The sequence below is a fragment of the Halorhodospira abdelmalekii genome (assembly GCF_016583625.1).
In the GTDB taxonomy this organism is placed as follows: Bacteria; Pseudomonadota; Gammaproteobacteria; order Nitrococcales; family Halorhodospiraceae; genus Halorhodospira; species Halorhodospira abdelmalekii.
Window position 1 is genome coordinate 1 of the sequence record NZ_NRRN01000016.1, and the last position, 22,941, is coordinate 22,941.

At 64.3% G+C, this 22,941-nt stretch carries 20 protein-coding genes and 2 pseudogenes; 3 read left to right on the top strand and 19 right to left on the bottom strand.

The window, feature by feature from the left end; all coding sequences use genetic code 11:
• The 14 genes and pseudogenes from CKO15_RS05265 to rluD all read right to left on the bottom strand — a co-directional run.
• Window positions 1–318, bottom strand: a pseudogene (locus CKO15_RS05265) (cell envelope integrity protein TolA); the annotation flags it as partial.
• A gap of 10 nt (window positions 319–328) precedes the next feature.
• Entirely contained in the window at window positions 329–790 is a 462-nt protein-coding gene (tolR, locus tag CKO15_RS05270) for a protein TolR (protein WP_200193247.1), read from the bottom strand.
• A gap of 9 nt (window positions 791–799) precedes the next feature.
• Complete coding sequence (tolQ, locus tag CKO15_RS05275; RefSeq protein ID WP_200193325.1) at window positions 800–1,501, bottom strand: protein TolQ; 702 nt, start codon at window positions 1,499–1,501, stop codon at window positions 800–802.
• A gap of 116 nt (window positions 1,502–1,617) precedes the next feature.
• Entirely contained in the window at window positions 1,618–2,136 is a 519-nt protein-coding gene (locus CKO15_RS05280) for a disulfide bond formation protein B (RefSeq protein ID WP_200193249.1), read from the bottom strand.
• A gap of 150 nt (window positions 2,137–2,286) precedes the next feature.
• The gene (locus CKO15_RS05285; protein ID WP_200193251.1) at window positions 2,287–2,931 is read right to left on the bottom strand and encodes a hypothetical protein; all 645 of its coding nucleotides are present in this window, start codon (window positions 2,929–2,931) and stop codon (window positions 2,287–2,289) included.
• A gap of 139 nt (window positions 2,932–3,070) precedes the next feature.
• Window positions 3,071–4,897, bottom strand: a complete 1,827-nt coding sequence (gene aspS / locus CKO15_RS05290) for an aspartate--tRNA ligase (RefSeq protein ID WP_200193253.1) — start codon at window positions 4,895–4,897, stop codon at window positions 3,071–3,073.
• Window positions 4,898–5,017: 120 nt separating this feature from the next.
• Window positions 5,018–7,021, bottom strand: a complete 2,004-nt coding sequence (locus CKO15_RS05295; RefSeq protein ID WP_200193255.1) for a putative bifunctional diguanylate cyclase/phosphodiesterase — start codon at window positions 7,019–7,021, stop codon at window positions 5,018–5,020.
• Window positions 7,021–7,305 (bottom strand): circadian clock KaiB family protein, encoded by a 285-nt coding sequence (locus tag CKO15_RS05300; RefSeq protein ID WP_200193257.1) that lies wholly within the window; start codon window positions 7,303–7,305, stop codon window positions 7,021–7,023. Before CKO15_RS05300 ends, CKO15_RS05295 begins: the two co-directional genes overlap by 1 nt.
• Window positions 7,302–8,768 (bottom strand): circadian clock protein KaiC, encoded by a 1,467-nt coding sequence (kaiC, locus tag CKO15_RS05305; RefSeq protein WP_200193259.1) that lies wholly within the window; start codon window positions 8,766–8,768, stop codon window positions 7,302–7,304. Before kaiC ends, CKO15_RS05300 begins: the two co-directional genes overlap by 4 nt.
• A 253-nt stretch (window positions 8,769–9,021) precedes the next feature.
• On the bottom strand, window positions 9,022–9,360 hold the full coding sequence (locus CKO15_RS05310; protein ID WP_200193261.1) for an FmdB family zinc ribbon protein: 339 nt from the start codon (window positions 9,358–9,360) through the stop codon (window positions 9,022–9,024).
• A 139-nt stretch (window positions 9,361–9,499) separates the two neighbouring features.
• Window positions 9,500–12,127, bottom strand: a complete 2,628-nt coding sequence (clpB, locus tag CKO15_RS05315) for an ATP-dependent chaperone ClpB (protein ID WP_200193263.1) — start codon at window positions 12,125–12,127, stop codon at window positions 9,500–9,502.
• 192 nt (window positions 12,128–12,319) lie between these two features.
• The gene (locus tag CKO15_RS05320) at window positions 12,320–13,642 is read right to left on the bottom strand and encodes a sensor domain-containing diguanylate cyclase (RefSeq protein ID WP_200193265.1); all 1,323 of its coding nucleotides are present in this window, start codon (window positions 13,640–13,642) and stop codon (window positions 12,320–12,322) included.
• A 54-nt stretch (window positions 13,643–13,696) separates the two neighbouring features.
• A complete protein-coding gene (pgeF, locus tag CKO15_RS05325) occupies window positions 13,697–14,635 on the bottom strand; it encodes a peptidoglycan editing factor PgeF (protein ID WP_200193267.1) in 939 nt (312 codons plus the stop codon).
• A complete protein-coding gene (gene rluD / locus CKO15_RS05330) occupies window positions 14,628–15,578 on the bottom strand; it encodes a 23S rRNA pseudouridine(1911/1915/1917) synthase RluD (RefSeq protein ID WP_200193268.1) in 951 nt (316 codons plus the stop codon). The genes pgeF and rluD overlap by 8 nt, the downstream gene beginning before the upstream one ends.
• A gap of 95 nt (window positions 15,579–15,673) precedes the next feature.
• On the opposite strand from rluD, the gene CKO15_RS05335 reads away from it, so the two are divergent.
• Window positions 15,674–16,480 carry an outer membrane protein assembly factor BamD gene (locus tag CKO15_RS05335; protein ID WP_200193270.1) on the top strand — a complete coding sequence of 269 codons (807 nt, stop codon included), beginning with the start codon at window positions 15,674–15,676 and terminating at the stop codon, window positions 16,478–16,480.
• Window positions 16,481–16,613: 133 nt separating this feature from the next.
• On the opposite strand, the gene glnB is transcribed toward CKO15_RS05335, so the two are convergent.
• The 4 genes from glnB to sucC form a co-directional block, all read right to left on the bottom strand.
• Complete coding sequence (glnB, locus tag CKO15_RS05340) at window positions 16,614–16,952, bottom strand: nitrogen regulatory protein P-II (protein WP_200193272.1); 339 nt, start codon at window positions 16,950–16,952, stop codon at window positions 16,614–16,616.
• A gap of 183 nt (window positions 16,953–17,135) precedes the next feature.
• Window positions 17,136–18,860 carry an NAD+ synthase gene (locus CKO15_RS05345; RefSeq protein WP_200193274.1) on the bottom strand — a complete coding sequence of 575 codons (1,725 nt, stop codon included), beginning with the start codon at window positions 18,858–18,860 and terminating at the stop codon, window positions 17,136–17,138.
• Window positions 18,857–19,735, bottom strand: coding sequence for a succinate--CoA ligase subunit alpha (gene sucD / locus CKO15_RS05350; protein WP_200193276.1), 879 nt, complete (start codon window positions 19,733–19,735; stop codon window positions 18,857–18,859). The genes CKO15_RS05345 and sucD overlap by 4 nt, the downstream gene beginning before the upstream one ends.
• A gap of 26 nt (window positions 19,736–19,761) precedes the next feature.
• Entirely contained in the window at window positions 19,762–20,952 is a 1,191-nt protein-coding gene (gene sucC, locus CKO15_RS05355) for an ADP-forming succinate--CoA ligase subunit beta (RefSeq protein WP_200193278.1), read from the bottom strand.
• Between the two features lie 277 nt (window positions 20,953–21,229).
• Here sucC and CKO15_RS05360 point away from each other — a divergent pair, with 277 nt between their 5' ends.
• Complete coding sequence (locus tag CKO15_RS05360; protein WP_200193280.1) at window positions 21,230–21,487, top strand: PP0621 family protein; 258 nt, start codon at window positions 21,230–21,232, stop codon at window positions 21,485–21,487.
• Between the two features lie 154 nt (window positions 21,488–21,641).
• Here CKO15_RS05360 and CKO15_RS14370 read toward each other — a convergent pair whose 3' ends face one another.
• Window positions 21,642–22,118, bottom strand: a complete 477-nt coding sequence (locus CKO15_RS14370; protein ID WP_338036003.1) for a pilin — start codon at window positions 22,116–22,118, stop codon at window positions 21,642–21,644.
• A 243-nt stretch (window positions 22,119–22,361) separates the two neighbouring features.
• On the opposite strand from CKO15_RS14370, the pseudogene CKO15_RS05370 reads away from it, so the two are divergent.
• Window positions 22,362–22,931, top strand: a pseudogene (locus tag CKO15_RS05370) (RNA ligase partner protein); the annotation flags it as partial.
• Window positions 22,932–22,941 lie beyond the last annotated feature (10 nt).

Here is a 22,941-nt window from a genome sequence, read left to right on the forward strand (position 1 = left end):
CTCGGGCTCGGGCTCCGGCTCCGGCTCCGGTTCGGGCTCCGGCTCGGGCTCGGGCTCGGGCTCGGGCTCGGGCTCGACGACCTTCTCCTCGGGCTCCTCCGGCTGCTCGTCGAAGACCATACTCTGCAGATCGACAACTGTAGCCTCGATCACCGCCCGCTCGCGCTCCGGCGGCTGCTCGGGGGGGCGCAGCCCGATGTTGACGACAAAGAGCAGGATCAGGACGAAGTGGCCCAGCACCGAATAGAGCACAAAACGCTGCGGGCTGGCCGAAAACCAGCTGCCGAGCAGCGCCAGACGAAGCTTGAACCACTGCATCGCCTCCGTCCTAGCCAGCGCCAGGGGTGGACCCGGCGGGCGGCTCACTCATGAGTCCCACGCTGCGCACCCCGGCCTGGCGCAGCTGTGCCATCAGGGCGACGACATCACCGTACTCCACTTTGCGATCACCGCGCAGCAAGACACGCCGATTCGGTTGATCGCGCAGGATGCGACCGATGGTCTCGAGGAGCTCGTCGCGCCCCATCGCCTGCTCCGGGTCGTCGGCGACGTTGAGATAGACGCGACCGTCGGTGTCGAGACTGACGATGAGCGGCTCGCGCTCCTCGTCCTCAAGCGGCTCGCTGGCCACTTGCGGCAGATCGAGATCGATACCGTGGTAGAGCAGCGGGGCGGTCACCATAAAGATCACCAGCAAGACCAGCATGACGTCGATGTAGGGAACGACGTTGATCTCCGACATCGGTCGCCGTCGCGTACGCCGCGCTCCGGTCGGGGTCACCCGCGCCATGGTGGCCTCCTAGCGTGCCGCCGCGCTCGTCGCGGCGTGGGTATGACGCTCCAGGATGCTGGTAAACTCCTCGACGAACGTCTCATAGCGATTCGCCAGCCGCTCGGCGCGGTTGGCGTAGTGGTTGTAGGCGATCACTGCGGGAATGGCGGCGAAGAGACCGAGGGCGGTTGCGATCAGGGCCTCGGCGATCCCCGGGGCGACGGTCGCGAGGGTCGCTTGCTGCTGCCCGGCGAGCGCCCTAAACGAGTTCATAATCCCCCAGACGGTGCCAAAGAGGCCGATGTAGGGGCTAACCGAACCGACGGTCGCCAAAAACTGCAGGTAGGACTCGGCACCGTCGATCTCGCGACTGACCGAGACGCGCATCGCCCGGTGCGCCGCTTCGACCACCGCAGCCGGCGGCGCACTGCTCTGCTTGCGCATGCGCGAAAACTCTTGAAAGCCGGCGCGAAAGATCCGTTCTAGGCCGGCACTGCTCTCCCCGTCGCCCTCTTGACCGACGCGGCGGTAGATCTCGGCGAGATTGCCACCGGCCCAGAACTCTTCCTCGAAACGAATCGCACCCTGCTCGGCACGCTTGAGCGTATGACGCTTGTAGAAGATCAGCGCCCACGAAGCGACCGAGGCGAGCAGCAAGATCAACATCACGGCCTGCACGAGCAGGCTGGCATCAAGGATTAAACGGGTAACAGAGACGTCGGCGGTCATTGGATCCAAGGCCGGTTTCGATGTGCTCGCCTAATCTAACGACAGGCGAGGTGTAGCACAAGTTCCAGCGCACCGAGGACAGGACTGCGGACGATACACACCGCTACCCATACGGCCTACCCATGCGACCGGGCACGAATGACGCGGATGACCGCATAGACCGAAACCCCACCGAGCGTCGCAAACCCAATCCAGCTTGCGACCGGCAGCGGGACGCCGAAGAGGGCCGCCACCTCTGCGCAGTCGGTATTGCCGGTCACCAACTCGATCAAGACCTCACGCCAAGGCAAAATCTGCAGCATGACCTCGGGGCTCATCCCGCAGTCGACCACATCGGGGTTCCACATCACGTAGAGATGGCGCGTCGCCAACACGATTCCTGCAAGCGCCGTCGACGCCAGTGCCCCGAGCAGTACCCACTGCCCCCACGGACGCTGCGGCCATAACAAGAAACCAAGCAACGCCACGATCATCAATAGCGCAAGCACACCGCGCTGGCTCCAGCACAGCGAGCACGGCACCAGCCCGCCCCAATGTTCCGCGGCCGCGACGATCGCACCGGCGACCGCCGCCAAAAGCGCAACGAGCCCGAGCAGGCGCCGACTGCGCATGTTCACATCCTCCAGCCTATGCATAGGTCAAACCTCCCACTGAAGCATAGACAAGCACAGCGACAAACGCACCAAGGAGAGAAGCTCAGCGCCAACGGCCGAGCGAGAGGGACGCTGCAGGAAGACCAGGAAGACCGAACCGAACCAAACCCACGCCACACGATAAAGCAGCCGTTATGCAGCGGCGGAGGTCTGCTCCGCAGCAATCAGAATCAGATCATAAAACACGGGCATCCGTGCTGCCGAAGCTGCAATGACTCGACTCGTCTCGCCGCAGTATTCGTACCCGCCCCGGTGCTCAAGCGGGAAGAGCCGCGGGATGACGCGGGCCTCATCGGGCGAAAGATAGCCGCGAACGCGCCATACCCCTCTGTTATGCGCAAACGCCAGCACCCCGGCCATGGTAGCGGCATAGAGCAAGGGGAAATCGCGACTGTAGATCCGTCGCAGACTCTTGAGATCGCTACCCTGGTCGCTGTCACGCTCACTGACCTGCTCGCCGTGCGGCGCTTTTTCTAGAGCGCCCCCGGGCACAGCTTCCGACATGGCTCGCCGCCGCTCTGCGGTCGCCTGCTGATAATCCGACTCATGCTCAAGCACGGCCACATCCTTCACCAGCAACGACCGCGCGCCCTCCTCCTGCACCTGCGCCATCGCCACACAAAGAGGCGGCCGGAGACCGCCTGCCCCGTTTGCCGCTCTTGCCCCGCCTGCCGAAGGTTCGACAGTGCGACAAACCCGCACGATCGAACGCAAGCGATCGACCCGCTCGACTTCAAAATAGAAGTAGCGCTCAAAGGTCTGGAGAGGCGTTCCCATCCACTCTCCCACTGGCCCGCAACACCCGTCACCGGTAGACGCCGCACTACGCACTACGCACTACGCACTACGCACTACGCACTACGCACTACGCACTACGCACTACGCACTACGCACTACGCACTACGCACTACGCAGTCTACTGTACCCGCCGCAGCCGAATGCCCAACTCCTGCAGTTGTGCCTCGCCGACCTCGGCCGGCGCCTCGGTCAGCAGACAGGTCGCCGTCTGCGTCTTCGGGAAGGCCATCACCTCGCGAATCGAATCGGCACCGGCCATCAGCATCACCAAACGATCGAGCCCGAAGGCGATGCCGCCGTGCGGCGGACAGCCGTACTGCAAGGCATCCAGCAAGAAACCAAACTTCGCCTCGGCCGCCTCCTCATCGATGCCGAGCAGACCGAAGACCGCCTGCTGCACCGCCGGATCGTGGATCCGGATCGATCCGCCACCGAGTTCGACGCCGTTCAATACGCAGTCGTAGGCGCGCGAGAGCAGCGCCTCGGCCGCCTCGCGCGACGCCGCTGCGGCTGCGAGCCCCTGCGTATCGCTGGAGTCGCTGACATCGCCGGAGTCGCCAGAGTCGCCGAGACGCGGCGCCGTGAAGGGGTGGTGGAGCGAGTAGAGCCGCCCATCCTTATCGTCGTACTCAAACATCGGAAAGTCGACGACCCACAGTGGCCGCCACTCTTCAGCGACCCGGCCAAGATCGTGACCGAGGCGCACGCGCAGCGCACCGAGGGCGTCGTTCACCACCTTCGTCCGATCGGCGCCGAAGAAGATCAGATCGCCGGCAGCGGCTTCGGTGCGCTCCAAGATCCCCTGCACCGCCTCATCGGTCAAGAACTTCACGATCGGCGATTGCAGTCCCGCCGCCCCTTGAGCCGGATCGTTGACCTTGATATAGGCCAGCCCTTTCGCACCGTAGCGACCGACAAAGGCGGTGTAGTCGTCGATCTGCTTGCGGGTCAGGGCCGCACCGTCGGGCACCCGCAGCGCCGCAACCCGTCCGCGCGGATCGCGCGCCGGGGCGGCGAAGACCTTAAAGTCGACATCAGCCACCAGGTCGGCGACCTCGATCAGCTCTAGCGGAATCCGCAGATCGGGCTTATCGGAGCCGTAGCGCGCCATCGCCTCGGCGTAGCGCATCCGCGGGAAGGGCTCGGGGAGTTCGACGCCGAGCACTTCACCGAAGAGATGGCGCAGCATCCGCTCGGTAACCCCCATGATCGACTCTTCATCGACGAAGGCGGCCTCCATATCGAGCTGCGTAAACTCCGGCTGCCGATCGGCGCGCAGATCTTCATCGCGAAAACAGCGCACAATCTGGTAGTAGCGATCGAAACCGGCCATCATCAGCAGCTGTTTAAAGAGCTGCGGCGACTGCGGCAGGGCAAAGAAGCGCCCGGGGTGGGTGCGGCTCGGCACCAGGTAGTCGCGCGCGCCCTCGGGAGTCGCCCGGGTCAGCATCGGCGTCTCGATATCGAGAAAACCCTCGGCTTCGAGATGCCGCCGCATCGCCGAGGTGACCTGGGCGCGCAGCTGTAGGCGCTGCTGCATCTCGGGCCGCCGCAGATCGATATAGCGGTGGCGCAGACGCGTCTCCTCGCCGACGTGCTCGTGCTCATCGAGCTGGAAGGGCGGCGTCTTAGCACTGTTCAGGACCGTCACCGCCTGCCCCAACACCTCGACCCGCCCCGAGTGAAGATCGGGATTCTCGGTACCCGAGGGACGGTGACGCACCCTTCCACGGACCTGCAAGACGTACTCGCTGCGGGCACGATCGGCCGTAGCAAAGGCCGCCTCGGTATCGGGATCGAAGACGACCTGCACCAATCCGGCCCGATCACGCAGGTCGATAAAGATCACCCCGCCGTGGTCGCGCCGCCGGTGAACCCAGCCGCACAGGGTCACTTCGTGTTTAAGATGGTCTTCGCAAATTTCGCCGCAGTAGTGGCTACGCATATGGTGGCAATCCCAGATGACCGGTTGTGTAATGAGTAGTGGGCAATCGCGCGGGTGCTAAAGCCCGCTAATGGTAAGGAGGGCATAGGCCGTGCGCAAGTTTGACGGCAGCAACCCCGATCAAGGCTCGAAAGCGGGGGAGCCCAGCGTCCGAATCAACTGCGGGATCGCTTGCGCCGGAACCGGCGGACTGAAGAAGTACCCTTGGGCGAAATCGCAATCGGTCTGCAGCAGGTAATCATGCTGCTCGCCCCCCTCGACCCCCTCGGCGACGATCTTAAATCCGAGACTGCGCCCGAGCGCGGCCACGGTACGAAGGATCTCCGCGTCTTTGCAGTTCCCCGGCACCCCATCGATAAAGCTCTTATCGATCTTGAGGGTGTGGAAGGCCAGGCCCTTAAGATAAGCCAGCGACGAGTAACCGGTGCCGAAGTCGTCCATGGCCAGCTGCACACCGATTCGCTTGAGCCCCGCCAGCAGCTCGGCTGCCGCCTCGATACGCGACATCAGAAAGCTTTCAGTGATCTCCAGCTCCAAACAGTTCGCCGCTAGTCCAGTCTTGTCGAGCGTCCGCGCAACCAAATCGACGATATCACAACGCTCAATCTGCGCCCCTGAGACGTTGACTGCAACGCGTCCGAAGGAGAGCCCCTCACGGCACCACACCGCCGCCTGTCGGCAAGCCTGCTCCAACACCCACTCACCGAGCGGCTCGATCAGCCCGGTCTCCTCGGCCATCGGGATGAAGCGCCCCGGTGAGACCAGCCCTTCGTCTTGGTGAATCCAGCGCACTAAGGCTTCAAGGCCGACCACTTGACCACTGTGCAGATCGATCTGTGGCTGATAGTAGAGCACCAGCTCGTTATCGGTGATCGCCCGGCGCAGCTGCGCTGCGAGCACCACCCGATCGTGGGCGTAGTTCGTCCAGTCCTTTGCATAGTAGCGGTAGGTTCGGCCGCCGGCCTGCTTCGCCCGCCGCATCGCTGCATCGCAATTTTGGATCAGCGCCTCGACGCTTTTACCGTCGCGCGGATAGCTGGCGATACCGACACTGGCCTCAACATAGAGCTCGGTGCTGTCGAACTGGATGGGGCGACTCAAGGCCTGAAGGACCGCCTGTGCGACCGCCGCCGCTCCCGCATCAACCTGCCGGCTGTCGATGACCGCAGCAAACTCATCGCCGCCGAGCCGGGCGATGTTATCGTTGCCGGGGATAACCGTCCCGAGTCGCCGGGCGACCTCAACCAATACCAGATCGCCGGCCGCTAGACCGAGACTGTCGTTGATGTGTTTAAAGCCATCAAGGCCGACGAGCAGCACGCTAGCGCCGCTGTGTGGACGCCGACTGGCGGCCTGCTCAACAACTGAGGCCACCTGCGCGCGAAAGGCTAGACGGTTGGCAAGCCCCGTTAATGGATCACGATGGGCCAAGCGTTCTATTTCAGCCTGTGTGCGCTTCGCCCCGGTCAGATCAGAAAAGACCGCGACGTAGTGGGCAAGCTCGTCGCCTTCGCTGTAGACCGAATCGACGCTCAACCACTGCGGATAGATCTCTCCGCTTTTGCGCCGATTCCAGATCTCCCCCTGCCAGCGCCCCTCGTTCTCCAGTCGTCGCCACAACTCGCGATAAAAACTCGGCGGATGCCGTCCCGACTGCAAAAAACGCGGCGAACGCCCGATCACTTCGCTGCGCTCGTAGCCGGTAATCACGCTGAAGGCGCGATTGACATCGACGATGCGCCCGCGCGAGTCGGCGATAAAGACGCCCTCGCTGGTCGACTCAAAGACCGCCGCCGACTGCCGCAACCGCTCCTCGGCCCGTTTGCGCTCGGTGACATCGCGCAGATAGACTGCCACCATCCGCTCGCCGTCGAGTTCGATCTCGACGCTGCGCACATCGGCCGTAACCCCTACGCGCAACCGGTTAGTAAGACGCAGCTCCGTCGGCTGATCCTGCGTGACGACAAAACCGAGCTCTTGCCCTTGCAGGGCCTCTTGCGACCGGCCGAAGAGTTCCGCCGCCGCCAAATTGGCGTACTGGATACGTCCCACAGCATCGAGCAACAGGATTCCGTCCGTAGCCCGCTCCACCAGCTTGCGGAAGTAATCGGCGGGAGGCGACATCAGTATTCCTTCAGATCGAGACCAATCAGCACCTTCTCCCGCTCTGAAAGATCGCCGACGACACGACGCACAGGCGGAGGTAGCTTCTTGATCACCACCGGCGTAGCCAAAATACGCTCATCTTCGGCCAGCTGCGGGCGCTCCAAGATATCGATCACCTCAATAGCGCACGCAGGCGCATCTTCCCCGTAGGACTCGGCTACAATTCGCTCGAGATTGCGGATGGCCCGCTCCGCGGCGGGGGTTCGGCCGGCAATGTAGAGCCTAAGGATCAGCTCGCTCACGGCCCCTCCCGCGACGGCAAACTGCGCTGCTCACCCACTGTCACACCCCGCTCGGTAAAGCAGAACACCTCCACCTCATCGGCGGTTGGCAACCCTCGAGCCTTGACTACAGTGATCAGGCGACGCAACCGCTCCGCCCCCTCATCGCGCCGCAATTTAACCCAAACATCGATAATCGAAGAGACATCAAGGCTGCTGACCCCGGCGCTGGCATCGGTCAACAGCTCGGTCGCCAGTACCGTAATACCGGCCTTCTTTAAGCGGTAAAAGAGGCGCAGCAGCATCTCTTTACCCTGTCCCTCGAGCCGACGATCGGCCAGCGCGCTGATCGGATCGATGATCACGACGCTCGGCTGCAGCTCATCGACCGCGCGCATGATCCTCAGCAGGTGCTCTTCCCAGCCCAGCTCTGCCGGCAACAACGGGCGCAAGGTCAATTGGCCACTGCCGCCAGGGGTAAGATGACGGGTCAGATCAAGGCCGACACTGCGCTGGTTGCGCACCAGCTCAGCATCCGACTCCTCGAAACTCAGATAGAGAACGTGCTCGCCCTCATCACAAACCGCACACGCAAACGCAGCGGCAAAGCTGGTCTTACCGGTCCCCGACTGGCCCGAGATCATCATGGCCGAGCCGCGGTAGGGACCGCCGCCACCAAGCATGGCATCGAGCCCGGGAACGCCCGTACTGTGGCGGTCCGTATAGGTCTCAGTGCGCAGATCGACGCCGGTCACCGGCGCCAAAAAGACCCCGTCGGCATCGAGCAAGAAGGGAAACTCATTGGTTCCGTGCCCCCCGCCACGGCGCTTGAGCACCCGCAGTAAGCGGGTCATCAAGCGCTGCTTGATCTCTTGGCGCAGGAGGATCACGCAGTCGGCAATGTAATCTTCCAGCCCATAGCGGGCGCTAAAATCGCTCTGTTCGCCAACGGTGATGACGGTCGTCGTCTGCTGCTCGCGCAGCCAATCGAAGACGCGAGCGATCTCGCTGCGCAGCCCCAGATCGACATCAAAAGCATCCCCCATACCGTCGATGGCATCGACGACCAGTCGCTGCGCCCCAACCCGATCTAGGGCGTAACCGATGCGCGAGAGCACCGCGGTCAACTCAAGCGCCTGACCGGCGACCACCTCGGAGCGATTCGGGCGCATATCGAGCACTTGCGCCCGGCCGGCGGCAATATGGCTACGCAACGGCATGCCCAACCCCTCGGCGTGGGCGATCAGCGCCTCTGGGGACTCGTCAAAGGTCACCAAAACCCCAGGCTCACCCTGCTCCAAGCCGTAGCAGAGGAAGGTCAAAGCGATCGCCGTCTTGCCGGAGCCGGGCCCCCCCCGGATCAGCGTCGGACGCCCTGCCGGTAACCCCCCCTCAAGAATGAAATCGAGCCCTCGCACACCGGTGCCAACAGCTGGCAATCGCGGCGCTGGAGACTCACTCGACTCCTGCGTCGTTTGGGCCATTTCCCGCTGCTCCGGCTGAGTCTTCTGGTGTGCCTCTTGGTCGGCCCTTTGGGCGACCACTCCATCTTCTCGCATCAAACCGTGCCTTGCTAAAGATCGGTCGCCCCCTCATCGGCTGACAAAGGTTGCCACAGCCGACACTAACGATCCAGAGACCGGAGGGCCTTGCGCCGACCGATTGTACTACGCCGATCGCCGTCAGCGGTAGTCGCACGGGCGCTCCGCCCCCTTCTCCACGGTCTGGCTCTCGATGCTATGGCGAATCGGCAGTAGTGCTTGAACTGGCACCACCGGCTTTACCGCCGCCGGCCTCTCCTGCCGTCGACGCTGACTGACCCGACTGCTCGCTCGCGCCACCAGACGCTCGCACCTCCTCGGATCCCGCCTTACCCTTGCCGCTCCCCTTCCCCTTATTCTTGAAGTCGGTCTCGTACCACCCGCCCCCCTTCAGGCGAAAGGCGGCGGCCGAAACCAAACGCTTGAGTGCGCCCTCATGACACTCCGGGCAATCACTCAGCGGCGCGTCGTTGAGCGACTGGATCGCCTCTAGGCGATGGCCACACTGACTACACTCGTACTCATAGATCGGCATCTCGTCATATCCTCAGCGATGACTCGGTTACGGCCCTGTTGTATAGAGTTCGGCGCGCGCAAATGCAAGCCCTATGAGGCCAGCTCCAAGCCTCTCACGAGGCCTCCTGAGGAGCCCCCAAGACTCTATCTACACCTCCTTACGGCTTCTGCGACTCCGACTGGTGAGACTCAAGCGCCTTCGCAGCCCGCGAGAAGAGAAACTCCTCATCCTGGATGTCGACGCGAATCCGGTCGCCCGGCCCAAAGCGGCCCTCAAGCAGCTCGCGGGCTAAGGCGTTTTCGACCCGCTGCTGCAGCACCCGCTTCAACGGGCGGGCGCCGTAGACCGGATCGAACCCGGCCTCACCGAGCTTATCGAGTGCCGCTGGCGTGATCTCCAACACCATCTCGCGCTCGGCCAGACGAGCATTGAGCGCCTGGACCTGCAAATCGGCGATGGTCCGAATCTGCGCCCGGGAGAGGGCACGGAAGACGACCAGCTCGTCGATCCGGTTGATGAACTCGGGCCGGAAGTGGTGGCCGACGATCTCCATGACCGCCGTCCGCATCCCCTGGTAGTCCTCCTCCTGCTCACCGGCCATCGCTTGAATGACATCGGAGCCGAGATTGGAGGTCATCACGATCACGGTATTGCGAAAGTCGACCGTCCGCCCGTGGCTATCGGTCAGGCGGCCATCGTCGAGCACCTGCAACAAGACGTTGAAGACCTCGACGTGCGCCTTCTCAACCTCATCAAGCAGAATCACCGAATAGGGTTTGCGTCGGACCTGCTCGGTCAGATACCCCCCCTGCTCGTAGCCGACGTAGCCTGGCGGGGCACCGATTAGGCGGGCGACCGAGTGCTTCTCCATAAACTCCGACATGTCGATACGCAGCAGCGCCTCTTCGGTATCGAAGAGGAACTCGGCGAGCGCCTTGCAGAGCTCCGTCTTGCCGACCCCGGTCGGCCCGAGGAAGAGAAAGGAGCCGTTCGGCCGCTGCGGATCGGCCAGCCCGGCGCGCGAGCGCCGAATGGCGTTCGCCACCGCGGCAATCGCCTCCTCTTGACCGACGACCCGCTGATGCAGCGCCTCCTCCATGCGCAGCAGCTTATCGCGCTCGCCTTCGAGCATCTTGGCCACCGGGATGCCGGTCCACTTCGAGACGACCTCGGCGATCTCCTCGTCGGTGACCTTGTTGCGCAGCAGCTTCATGTCGTACATATCGGCCTGCGCGGCCATATCGAGCTGCCGCTCAAGCTCCGGGATGCGTCCATACTGCAGCTCCGACATCCGCTGCAGATCGCCGGCCCGGCGCGCCATCTCCATCTCGTGGCGGGCCCGGTCGAGCTCCTCCTTGATCGACTGCGTCCCCTCGACCGCCGCCTTCTCGGAGCTCCAGATCTCCTCCAGGTGCTGGTACTCCTGCTCGAGCTGCTTGATCTCTTGCTCGAGCGTGGCCAGACGCTTTTTCGAAGCCTCATCGAGCTCATTCTTCATTGCCTCGCGCTCGATCTTGAGCTGAATCAACCGCCGCTCGAGCCGATCCATCTGCTCTGGCTTTGAGTCGATCTCCTGGCGGATCCGCGATGCCGCCTCATCGACGAGATCGATCGCCTTATCGGGAAGGAAACGCTCGGCGATGTAGCGATGCGAGAGGGTCGCTGCGGCGACGACCGCCGGGTCGGTGATCTCGACCCCGTGGTGAACCTCGTAGCGCTCTTTGAGTCCGCGCAGGATCGCGACCGTATCCTCGACGCTCGGCTCATCGACTAAGACGGTCTGGAAGCGCCGCTCCAGCGCTGCATCCTTCTCGATGTGCTCGCGATACTCGTTGAGTGTGGTCGCCCCGATGCAGTGCAGCTCGCCGCGGGCGAGAGCCGGTTTGAGCATATTGCCGGCATCCATCGCCCCCTCGGCCTTACCGGCGCCGACGATGGTGTGCAGTTCGTCGACGAAGAGGATGATCCGCCCCTCCTGCTGCCCGACCTCCTTAAGCAGCGCCTTGAGCCGCTCTTCGAAATCGCCGCGGTACTTCGCCCCGGCGAGCAGCGCACCGAGATCTAGCGAGAGGACGCGCTTGTTCTTTAGCCCCTCCGGCACCTCGCCGTTGATGACCCGCTGCGCCAACCCCTCGACGATCGCCGTCTTGCCCGTCCCCGGCTCACCGATCAGCACCGGGTTGTTCTTGGTGCGCCGCTGCAGCACCTGGATGGTACGACGGATCTCATCGTCGCGGCCGATGACCGGATCGAGCTTGCCCTGCTCGGCGCGCTCGGTCAGATCGATCGTGTACTTATCGAGCGCCTGGCGCTGATCCTCGGCGCTCGGATCGTCGACCGCTTGACCCCCGCGGACGTGATCGACCGCCTGCGTCAGGGCCGCCCGGGTCGCGCCGGCCTGCTCGAGCAACTTCGCAAGTGTGCTCTTGCCGTCCTCAAGCACCGCGAGGACAAAGAGCTCACTGGAGAGGTATTGATCTTTGCGCTGCTGCGCGAGCTTATCGGTGACGTTGAGCAGCCGGGCGAGGTCTTGCGATAAGTGGACCTCGCCGCCGGCGCCGCTGACCTGCGGCAACCGCTCAAGCGCCTCACCGAGCTGCGAGCGCAGCTTGTTGACATTGACCCCGGCTTGCTGCAGCAGCGGCCGTACGCCACCCCCCTCCTGATCGAGCATGGCGAGCAGCAGGTGCACAGGCTCGATGAACTGGTGATCGCGGCCAACCGCGAGGCTCTGCGCATCGCCGAGGGCCATCTGAAACTTGGTCGTAAGCTTATCCATTCGCATAGTGGAACTCTCTCCTCGCACCGCCGCCGGTGCCAACTCAAAAAGGTTACTGCCTAGAGAGGTGGGGGGAGGAGAACGTCTTTTCAATCACAGCGGGTCGGCCGGGCTGCTAGAAAGGGTGACGGGACCACGCTTCAGTTGGGAGGTGCTCACCCCATAGCACAAAGCTAGGGGCTTGGGGGCTTGCGCTCGCTATTGGGTCATAGGGGCGCAGACAACGCGATTGCGGCCGCCACGCTTGGCCTCATACATCGCCTGATCGGCCGCCTCTAACAAGGCCTCGACCGAGGGCGCCTGATAGCTCGCCACGCCAATGCTCGCCGTAACAGCAATCGCCTCGCCGCCGTAGCGCACCGGCAGTGCAGCGATGGCCTCCCGGAGACGCTCCGCAAAACGTACAGCCCCCTCCGAGTCGAGCCCCAGTGAGAGGATATGGAACTCCTCCCCACCGGCCCGCGCCAAAAGATCGGCACGACGCACCGTCTCACCGAGCAAGCCGGCGACAGCGCGCAGCACGGTATCGCCGCCGGCGTGGCCATGGTAATCGTTGATCGCCTTGAAGTGATCGAGATCGATGACCACCGCCGCCAAACTCTGCCCGGTGCGTTCGGCAGTCTCAGCGAGCGTCTCAGAGATCTCGGCGAAGTGCCGCCGGTTACCCAACCCGGTCAACGGATCACGCCGGGCGTAATCCTCCGCTTGCCGCAACAGCTCAAGCAGCTCAACGTTGAGATTGACCCGTACGCCGAGCTCCTCTTCAAGGAAGGGGCGAGTGATAAAGTCGTTGGCGCCGGCCTTAAGCAGCCGCGCCGAGAGCAGGCCCGAACCGTAGCTGGAAACGCCGATGATCCCCAAACGGTGCTGCGGAAAGTGCTGCCGCAGCGTACGTATCAGTGTCACGCCATCCATGCCTGGCATGTTCTGATCGCAGAGTACCAAGCGGATCTCTCCCTCGACCGCCCGCATCCGCTCTAGTGCACGCTCACCGTTTGCAGCCTCCTCGCACCAGAAACCCCAGCGTCGCAACAGGGCGACCAGGTGGCCACGCGCCGAGCGCGAATCGTCGACAACCAAGACCCCGATGCCACGGTTACGGCGGATACGCCCAAGCGACTGAATCACCGTATCGATCGACTCTGGAGCGCCTTTGACAACGTAGTCGGCGACCCCAACCCGCATCAGATGATCGCGCAGATCGTCCTCTAGCGTGGCGGTGAAGACGATAGCCGGAATCTCCAGCGCCACCACGTCCTTGACGATCTCGCCATTCGGGGCATCCGGCAGATCGAGGTCGAGAACCGCTGCCACCATGCGCCCAGCTTGCTCAGCAAGCAACCGCCGCGTCTGTGCCCGGTCATGGGCTACAAGTGCGCGCATGTGCAGCTCATCGTCGATCCGCTCCGCGAGCAGCCCGGAGATCGAACGGCTATCCTCGACCACTAAGATGCAGTCGGGTGCATCGTCGCCTCCCCCTGACGCGGCCGTGGCCCCACAGCCCCGTTCCTCACGCCCCATAGCGCACCGCCAACTGCCGCCAGCACCGCCAGCCGAAGCGGCACGCGGAGGGCATCACTCGGCGGCGGGGCGCCCGATCCACACCAACGTCGCCATTCGCCCAGTCTGTGCACCGTCGCGACGGTAGGAGAAAAACCGCTCGGTATCGCCGTAAGTACACCAGCCCCCTCCGTAGATCCGAACCACGCCACACTCGCTCAGCCGTTGGCGAGCCAAGGCGTAGAGATCGGCATAGTGCCAGCCTCCTGCAAGGCTCTCGAAGCATTCTAAAGCCCTCGGGTCGTGCGCCGCAAACGCCGCGACAACCTCCGGGCCGACACCGAAGGCGCGCGGCCCAATCGCCGGCCCCAACCACGCCATAAGCCGCTCGGGCGGGACCGGCAGCGCTGCCACGGTCCGCTCAAGGATGCCGGCGGCCAGACCGCGCCAGCCCGCGTGCGCCACCGCCACGGCACTGCCATCGCAAGCAGCGAAGACGACCGGCAAGCAGTCGGCCGTGAGCACCGCACAGACCGTACCGGGGCGGTCGGTCCACGCCGCGTCGGCCACGGCAGCAGCCGTCACCGCATTGCTCGTCTCATTACTGGCAGAGACGTGTTCACCGTTCCTGGCCCGCGCTCCCGTCGACCCATCTCGCAACTCAGTTCGCGCCCCAACTGGCCGTGTGACTGACGATCCACCCGCGGTGGGATCCACCGCCACCTGGTGAGCGGCTACGACTGTAGTGCCGTGTACCTGGGTCAACCAGCACGGCGGCTGCGGCACCCCGGCGCAGCGATAGAGGCGGCGACGGTTCTCAGCGACAGCCGCCGGATCGTCACCGACTGTCGAACCGAGGTTCAGCGTAGCGTAAGGCGGCACACTGCAACCACCGTTGCGACTCGTTGTCACCACCTGCACCTGCTGCGCCGGGGCGGGCCACTCCGGACAGAGCCAGTCGTCGGGTACGCCCGCGGCCAAAGCCGCCGCCGGATCAGAGCGCTGATCAACCATTGCGCAACGCCTCGAGCAGACGTTGCCAGTCGGGGGGCGGTGCGACACTCCAACTCACCGACTCACCACTGAGCGGGTGGCAGAGGCTCAAGCGGCAAGCGTGCAACGCTTGGCGACGAAAGCCAGCGAGCTGCGCGCGCAGCGCCTCGCTGGCCTGCGGCGGGTAGACCAGGCGTCGACCGTAAAGCGGATCGCCGATCAGCGGCAGACCGACGTGCGCCATGTGGACGCGGATCTGATGGGTCCGGCCGGTCGCCAACTCGACATCTAGGCGGGTGTGAGCGGGGAAGCGCTCGGCTACACGATAGTGGGTCACCGCCGGGCGCCCGTGGGCAACCACCGCCATGCGGATGCGCTCGCGCGGATGGCGGGCAATCGGCGCATCGACCGTACCGCCGGCGGTCGGTCGCCCGACGACCAGAGCCTGATAGGCACGACCGATACGCCGCTCCTGCATCGCGGCGACGAGATGGTGGTGCGCGGCGCTGCTGCGTGCCACCACCAACAGCCCCGAGGTCCCCTTATCGAGGCGGTGGACGATACCCGCACGCGGCAACGCGGCCAGCTCAGGGGCGTAGTGCAACAGGGCGTTGACCAGGGTACCGCTGCTATTGCCGGCGCCCGGATGGACCACCAGTCCCGGGGGCTTGTTGATCACCAGCAGCGCCTCATCCTCGGCAACGATCTCTAAGGGGATCGGCTCGGGGTTGCACTCGATCTGCCGCTGTGCCACCGCCTCCAAAACCAGCGCCTCACCGGCGCGAACGGCATCACGCGGGCGCCGCTGCTCGCCTTCAACCCAGACGCGCCCACTCTTGATCCACTGCTGCAAACGGCTGCGCGAATAATCGGGAAAAAGCTGAGCCAACACATAGTCGAGCCGCTTACCGTGGAGCGCCTCGGGGACCACCGCGTGCTCCTGCTCTTCGTTCTCTTCTAACATCGCTCGTTCGATCGCTCGCTCGCCTGATGGCAATAGGCCCCATGGACGCTACAATAGCCGCACTGTGAACACTGCTGCCGGAGTCTTTAGAGGAAATGCCTGCTCTTGCCCGTTCTGCTGCGCTTACCCTGCTTGTCCTACTCGCGCTAGCCAGTGCCCTACTCAGCGGCTGCGCCGGAACCCCCGATGAAGACCCCGAACGCAGCGTCGAAGTGCTCTTCGAGCGCGCCCAAACCAGCCTAAGCAACGGCAACTACGGCGAGGCGATCCAGCGCTACGAGAGCTTGATCGCCCGCTACCCCTTCGGCGCCCACGCGCTACAGGCCCAGCTGATGATCATCTACGCGCACTATCTCGCGGGCCAGTACGAGTCGGTCGTCGCCGCCGCCGACCGCTTCATCCGCATGCACCCGCAGGATGAAAACGTCGCCTATGCGCTCTACATGCGCGGCATCGCTCACCAGTCGATGGGTCCCGGAGGACTCGGCCGGCTACTGCGCGTTGATGCCAACCTGCGCGACCCGGAGCCGAAACGGCGCGCCTTCGGCGACTTCCGCGAGCTCATACGGGATTTCCCGGATAGCGAATATGTCGACGACGCACAGAAACGCCAGGAGACGATTCGCAAGGCCCTTGCCGCCCATGAACTCTACATCACCGACTTCTACCTGGAGCGCGGTGCCTACATCGCCGCGGCCAACCGCGCCCAAACGGTGATCGCCCACTATCCTGGGACGCCAGCCGTTCCCGAGGCCATGGACAAACTCGCACGAGCCTATCGCGGACTCGGTCTTAAGGACCTCAGCGAGCAGGTCGACGAGGAGATCCGCCGGCGCCACGAAGTTCCGCTCGATCTCCCTCTGCAGGAGTCACCAGAGTCGCCATCCCTGCTTGGGCGATAGCGGCGCCTAAAGCCACTTCAGCTGTACCCGTCGCGTCCAACTCACGCGATCAAGCTGGCGACACGCAAACCGGCCCTTTCGGAGAGGCCGACAGGGGCCGACCCCGCGCGTGGTCTGCTGCGACCTGCAACAGCTAGATCGCGCTCTCGTCCTCTTCACCGGTGCGGATTCGGATGACCCGCTCGACATCGCTGACGAAGATCTTGCCGTCGCCGATCTTGCCGGTCTTCGCCGCCTGCGTAATCGCCTCGACACAGCGCTCGACATCGGTATCGGCAATCACCACCTCGATGCGCATCTTCGGCAAGAAATCGACAACGTACTCAGCTCCCCGGTAGAGCTCCGTATGCCCCTTCTGCCGTCCAAACCCCTTCACCTCGGTGACCGTCATACCGGTGATGCCGATCTCTGACATCGCCTCGCGCACATCATCGAGTTTGAACGGCTTGATGATCGCCTCGACCTTTTTCATAAGCCTGCGCCCCTTCTCTGTCGGCTGTTCCGGTTTCCGCAACAATGCGTCCCGCTGCCTCTTCACCGGCGCATTCTAACAGAGCGCGCCGCAGTGCTCCGCCTGAATCTTGGCGGGGGTCGTTCATCATCAAAAGAGTCTGCGGCGTGGCGCCGCTCCTTTGGCCATTGCTTAGCGCCATTACTAGCCCCGCCAGCCCGAGGTAATGGGATAGCGGCGATCGCGCCCGAAGGCCCGCCGCGTCACCTTGACCCCGGGTGCTGCCTGCCGCCGCTTGTACTCATTCTGATAGAGCAGCCGGATGACGCGCTGCTGCTCTGCCATGGACAGATCGCTGACGGCGCTCTCGGCGGCATCGGCGACATCGGCAACATCGGCAACATCGGCAACATCGGCAACATCGGCGTCCGCCTCCAGGTAGCGGCGCAGCAGGGCATCGAGCTGCGGATAGGGCGGCAGGCTATCGCAGTCGCGCTGTTCGGGGCGAAGCTCGGCGGTCGGCTCACGCTCGATAATCGATTGCGGCACCGCCTCGCCGAGGCGATTGCGATACGCCGCCAAACGGTAGACCTCGCTCTTATAGACGTCTTTAAGCGGGGCGAAGCCGCCGCACATATCGCCGTAGAGGGTCGCGTAGCCGACGGCGAGCTCGCTCTTGTTGCCGGCGGCGAGCAGCATCCGCCCCTGTTTATTCGACAGCGCCATCAGCAGCGTGCCGCGCAGTCGCGCCTGGATGTTCTCCTCGGTGACGTCGGCTTCACAGCCGGCAAAGAGCGGCGCCAACGCCCGCTCGCAGGCGCTGACCGGCTCCTCAATCGGGATCTCGCGGTACTCAACCCCGAGGGCGCGGGCACAGGCCGCGGCATCGTCGCAGCTGCGCTGCGCGGTGTAGCGCGACGGCAGCATCACCGCAAGGACGCGCTCGGGGCCAAGGGCGTCGGCCGCGATCGCGGCGGTCAGTGCTGAATCGATGCCGCCGGAGAGACCAAGCACCACCGCCGCAAAGCCGTTGCCGCGGACGTAGTCGGCGGTACCGCGAACCAGCGCCTGGTAGGTTGCAGCGACTTCTTCCAGAGGGGTTGCTTGCGGGCCGTCGAACTTACCGGCAGCACTCAGCTCAAAGAGGTATCCGCCCTCCTCGAACAGCGGCGCCCGTGCCGTGACCGCGCCCGCTGCACTGCAGGCGAAGGAGCCGCCATCGTAGACGACCTCGTCGTGGCCGCCGACCATGTTGACGTAGAGCAGCGGCCGAGCGCTGCTGCGTGCCCGCTCCGCGGCGACCTGCTCGCGCTCGACGGGCTTCCCGGCGTGATAGGGCGAGGCGTTGAGGGCGACGATCAGCTCGGCGCCGGCGGCCGCGAGCTCCGTAACCGGCTCACCGCACCACAGATCCTCGCAGATCGCTACACCGAGACGATACCCGGCGATCTCAACCACGCCCGGGGCCTCACCGGGGGTAAAGTGGCGGTTGTCATCGAAGACGCTGTAGCTCGGCAGACAGCGTTTATAGACCGCCGCCTGCTCTTGGCCATCGGCCAGCACTACGGCGGCGTTGCGCACACCCCCGGCGCGATAGAGCGGCGCCCCGACGATGGCGGTGATCCCGTGACACGCCTCTGCCACCTCGTCGAGGGCGCGCTGCGTCGCCGCTAGAAAGTCGTTACGCAGAAGTAGATCATCGGGCGGGTAGCCGGTCAGCGCCAGCTCGGGAAAGAGGACGCAATCGGCGGCGAGCTCGTCGCGCGCCTGCTGCACGCTCGCCCGGATCCGCCGCGCATTCTCGGCCAGCGCCCCCACCGGGAAGGCGTGCTGGGCAACAGCGATCCGCAGCGGCGGCCGGCCGGAAGGCGCGTCACCCGATGCGTGAGCGGGCTCACTAGCGGCTGGAGAGACCGGAGAAGGCGTCATTGCGAGGCGGCCACCAGCTCGCTGATCCGTCGACCAATCTCCACCGGTGTACGCACCGTCGCCACCCCGGCCGCCTCGAGTGCGGCGAATTTATCCTCAGCGCCACCGCGCCCCCCGGCGACGATCGCCCCAGCGTGCCCCATACGTCGCCCCGGCGGCGCCGTCACTCCGGCGATATAGGCCAACACCGGCTTACTCATGTGATCGCGGATATAGTCGGCCGCCTCCTCCTCGGCGCTGCCGCCGATCTCCCCGACCATCACCACACCGTCGGTCTCCGGATCTGCCTCGAAGAGCTTCAGACAGTCGATAAACGACATCCCTTGAATCGGATCGCCACCGATGCCGATGCAGGTCGACTGCCCGAGGCCGATTTCGGTGATCTGATGGACCGCCTCGTAGGTCAGGGTGCCGGAGCGGGAGACGATGCCGATGCGTCCTGGACGGTGAATGGCTCCGGGCATGATGCCGATCTTACACGCCCCCGGGGTGATGATGCCCGGACAGTTCGGGCCGATCAGAACGCTCGACGTATCACGCAGCGCCGCCTTGACCCGTAGCATATCGAGCACCGGAATGCCTTCGGTGATGCAGGCGATCACCTTGATGCCGGCATCGGCCGCCTCCAGGATGGCGTCGGCGGCGAAGGCGGCCGGCACGTAGATCATGGTGGCGTTCGCCGCGGTCGCCGCCACCGCTTCGCGGACGGTGTTAAAGACCGGGCGCTCCAGGTGGGTCTCGCCGCCGCGCCCTGGGGTCACCCCGCCGACCACCGTAGTGCCGTAGGCGATCGCCTGCTCGGCGTGAAAGGTACCTTGTTTGCCGGTAAACCCCTGCACGATGACCCGGGTCTGGGCATCAACCAGTACGCTCATCTGCACATTCTCCTGTGTTTAGCCCGTTAGCCCGCCACGCCGTCGCGCGGGGCCGCTACGGCGGCGACAATGCGCGCTGCGGCATCGGCCAAATCACTCGCGGGAGTCAACGCCAACCCGCTCTGCGCGAGCAGTTGCTTGCCCTCCTCGCTGCGCGTGCCCTCGAGGCGGACGACCACCGGCACCTTGACCTCGACCTCTTGGACCGCGCGGATGATCCCTTCGGCGATCAGGTCGCAGCGGACGATGCCGCCGAAGATATTGACTAGGATACCGGCGACTTTGGGACTGGAGAGGATGATCTTGAAGGCCTCGGCGACGCGCTCGGCGCTCGTGCCCCCGCCAACATCGAGGAAGTTGGCCGGCTCAGCGCCGTGGAGCTTGATGACATCCATGGTCGCCATCGCCAACCCAGCGCCGTTGACCATGCAGCCGATATTGCCATCGAGGGTGATGTAGTTGAGCTGGTGCTCGGCAGCCTCCACCTCGACGGCGTCTTCTTGCGTGACATCGCGCATCTCGGTGAGTTGTGGCTGGCGCCCGACCCCGAGGGCGTTGTCGTCGACGGTCACCTTGGCATCGAGCGCCAGCAACCGGCCGTCAGCGGTCACCACCAGCGGGTTGATCTCGACGAGCGAGAGGTCGTACGCGATGAAGAGTGCATAGAGGGCGGTGAGCAGTTGCGTCAATTCGCCGATCTGACGCCCACCCAACCCCAAGGCAAAAGCGATTTGACGCGCTTGATAGGGCTGCAGGCCAGCGGCTGGATGGATCACCACCGTAATCAGCTGCTGCGGGTCACGGGCAGCGATCTCCTCGATCTCCATGCCACCAGCTGCCGAGGCGATACAGACGACTCGCTCGCGCGCTCGATCGACGAGCAGCCCAAGGTAGAGCTCGCGGGCGATCTCCAGCCCCTCCTCGACTAATACCGCGCCTACCGGCTGTCCGCGCGCATCGGTCTGCGCGGTCACCAGCGAACGACCGAGCAAGCCACCAGCGTAGCGCTCGAGCGCATCGAGATCGTGCACCACCTGCACGCCGCCGGCCTTACCGCGCCCCCCAGCATGTACCTGCGCCTTGACCACCCAAGCGCTGCCACCGAGGCGCTCGGCGGCCCGTCGTGCCTCGACCGCAGAGCGCGTAACATAGCCGCGCGGCACCGGGACACCGCGCTCACCCAGCAGGTATTTCGCCTGAAACTCGTGGATATTCATAGGCTCTCCGCAAGGAAACCCGCGATTTCAATCGCTCAAGGAACTGCGACTGCACTCTTGCAGCCGTCGAAATAGACGCGGGCCTTCCACCCGCTGGACCGCGAGGTGCTGCCCACCTCCCGTGGCACCTCACCACCGCCTGCGGCATACTCTCCGCCTAGTGGCGTATTCTCTGCCGTGTGGCATATTCTCCGCCTGATGGCGCTGCGCTTTGCAAACGAACCAGATCATGACACCTTAAGGGGTCTTGGGCACCTATGCTAGGCAATCCCGGTACATGCTAAGCCAGATCCTGCTTATTGTTCTCATTATCCTGGCGTGGATCGGTGCACGCACCGTCTATCAGTGGATCGTCCATAAGCCACGGAACAGCCCGCCGCCGGCTCCCGACAGCGAGGCCGCCGCCGGTGGCTATGCCGAGGAGATGGTTCCGTGCGCCCACTGCGGGCTCTTTTTAGCGCGCAGCAAGGCGTTGCAGCGCTGGAAGCGGTACTACTGCTGCCAGGATCACATGCGGCTCGGCCCACGGCCCTAGCGGCGCCCACTCTGGCGGCCTGGAACGGCGCTGCAATGGGCCACTTTGCCGCTATTGCTACCCATTTGTGTGCCCCCCGCCCTCTGCCTTTCAGGGACGGGAGGATATCACTCGACGCCTCGCCAACTGAGCTCGGTCGGCGATCACAGCCGACCTAGCTGCCAGCACACAGCCCAGCGGCGTAAGGCCGCACCGCACCGGCAACCTGACACTGCCAAGCGGCGTTCGGATCGTTCGGTTGCCAAGTAAAGGTCGCCTGTTGCCCAGCCAGCGCCGGACTGACCCCATTGTTGCGGAACGAGACGACGACCTCAACGCTGCCGCCCGCCTGCCCGATCGACATCCCCTCAATGTACTCACCCTGCGTGCGGTGGCTGCTGAGAAAGGCCGGATCAGCCAGCTGCGGACCGACACCATGAATCTGCACATGCGCCTCAATGGCAGTGCGCACGCCGGCGAAGAGGCTCACACCCTCGGCAAATTGCGCCCGGGCGACATAGCTTTGATACTGCGGCACTGCTAACGCCACCAGGACGGCGATGATGGCGACGACGATCATCAGTTCGATCAAGGTAAACCCGCCGGTGTGGCGCGGGCGACGACGCGCCGCTAGGCGGCGGTGCAGTGCCACTTGGCCCTCTTGGTCTACTAGGCCTGCTTGATCTACTTGGTCTACTTGGTCTAAGTGTTGGTCTACGTGGTGTTGCGACATGGCTCACCTCCTTGTTGGAGCCGTGGAAAATAGGCTGAGAATGCCTCAGCCCCAGGAAAATCTTTGCGCCGTGTCCTTCCGCGCCCAAGGCGCGTACAATTGACGCACACAGGGGTCGCGCTGAGGCGCGCGAGCGAGCTTTGCGACGGGATGGGTAGGCTTATGCGTCGATTTGTCTTGGATACCAGCGTCTTTACCAACCCCGACGTCTACCTGCGCTTCGATGAGGAGCCGTTGCGCGCGATCTCGGTCTTTCTGGGGCTGGCACGCCGCGCCGACGCCGAGTTCTATATGCCGGGACCGGTCTATCAGGAGCTTTGCAACCTGCGCTCGATGGACTTTATCGGCCCCGAGTTTGAGACCGAGGTGCACATCCGCTCGCCGCGGCGCTTCTCGCTGACGATCCCGAGCGAGGTGATCTACGAGTTCATTGAGGAGGTGCGCACGCGCATTCAGCGCGGTCTGCGCATCGCTGAAGAGCACACTCGGCTTGCCGGCGAGGCGAACTGTCTGCAGCCGCAGATGATCACCCACTTGCGCGAGCGCTACCGCGAGGCGATGCGCCGCGGGATTCTCGATTCGCGCGAGGACATCGACGTCGTGCTGCTCGCCTACGAACTCGATGCCAGCCTCGTCTCGGCCGACGAAGGGATGCGCAAATTCGCCGAGCGGATCGGCATTAAACTGGTCAACCCGCGCTATCTGCGGCGCGTGCTCGAGAATCTCGCCGGCGTCGAACACC

Bases quoted from the DNA above. Each gene is read 5' to 3' on its own strand.
- kaiC (WP_200193259.1), bottom strand. From the start codon at position 8,768: ATGGCCCAAACGACGCAGGAGTCGAGTGAGTCTCCAGCGCCGCGATTG.
- CKO15_RS05310 (WP_200193261.1), bottom strand. From the start codon at position 9,360: ATGCCGATCTATGAGTACGAGTGTAGTCAGTGTGGCCATCGCCTAGAG.
- aspS (WP_200193253.1), bottom strand. From the start codon at position 4,897: ATGCGTAGCCACTACTGCGGCGAAATTTGCGAAGACCATCTTAAACAC.
- tolR (WP_200193247.1), bottom strand. From the start codon at position 790: ATGGCGCGGGTGACCCCGACCGGAGCGCGGCGTACGCGACGGCGACCG.
- rluD (WP_200193268.1), bottom strand. From the start codon at position 15,578: ATGTTAGAAGAGAACGAAGAGCAGGAGCACGCGGTGGTCCCCGAGGCG.
- glnB (WP_200193272.1), bottom strand. From the start codon at position 16,952: ATGAAAAAGGTCGAGGCGATCATCAAGCCGTTCAAACTCGATGATGTG.
- CKO15_RS05360 (WP_200193280.1), top strand. From the start codon at position 21,230: ATGCTAAGCCAGATCCTGCTTATTGTTCTCATTATCCTGGCGTGGATC.
- pgeF (WP_200193267.1), bottom strand. From the start codon at position 14,635: ATGGTTGATCAGCGCTCTGATCCGGCGGCGGCTTTGGCCGCGGGCGTA.
- tolQ (WP_200193325.1), bottom strand. From the start codon at position 1,501: ATGACCGCCGACGTCTCTGTTACCCGTTTAATCCTTGATGCCAGCCTG.
- sucD (WP_200193276.1), bottom strand. From the start codon at position 19,735: ATGAGCGTACTGGTTGATGCCCAGACCCGGGTCATCGTGCAGGGGTTT.
- CKO15_RS05280 (WP_200193249.1), bottom strand. From the start codon at position 2,136: ATGCATAGGCTGGAGGATGTGAACATGCGCAGTCGGCGCCTGCTCGGG.
- sucC (WP_200193278.1), bottom strand. From the start codon at position 20,952: ATGAATATCCACGAGTTTCAGGCGAAATACCTGCTGGGTGAGCGCGGT.
- clpB (WP_200193263.1), bottom strand. From the start codon at position 12,127: ATGCGAATGGATAAGCTTACGACCAAGTTTCAGATGGCCCTCGGCGAT.
- CKO15_RS05285 (WP_200193251.1), bottom strand. From the start codon at position 2,931: ATGGGAACGCCTCTCCAGACCTTTGAGCGCTACTTCTATTTTGAAGTC.
- CKO15_RS05335 (WP_200193270.1), top strand. From the start codon at position 15,674: ATGCCTGCTCTTGCCCGTTCTGCTGCGCTTACCCTGCTTGTCCTACTC.
- CKO15_RS05295 (WP_200193255.1), bottom strand. From the start codon at position 7,021: ATGTCGCCTCCCGCCGATTACTTCCGCAAGCTGGTGGAGCGGGCTACG.
- CKO15_RS05320 (WP_200193265.1), bottom strand. From the start codon at position 13,642: ATGGGGCGTGAGGAACGGGGCTGTGGGGCCACGGCCGCGTCAGGGGGA.
- CKO15_RS05345 (WP_200193274.1), bottom strand. From the start codon at position 18,860: ATGACGCCTTCTCCGGTCTCTCCAGCCGCTAGTGAGCCCGCTCACGCA.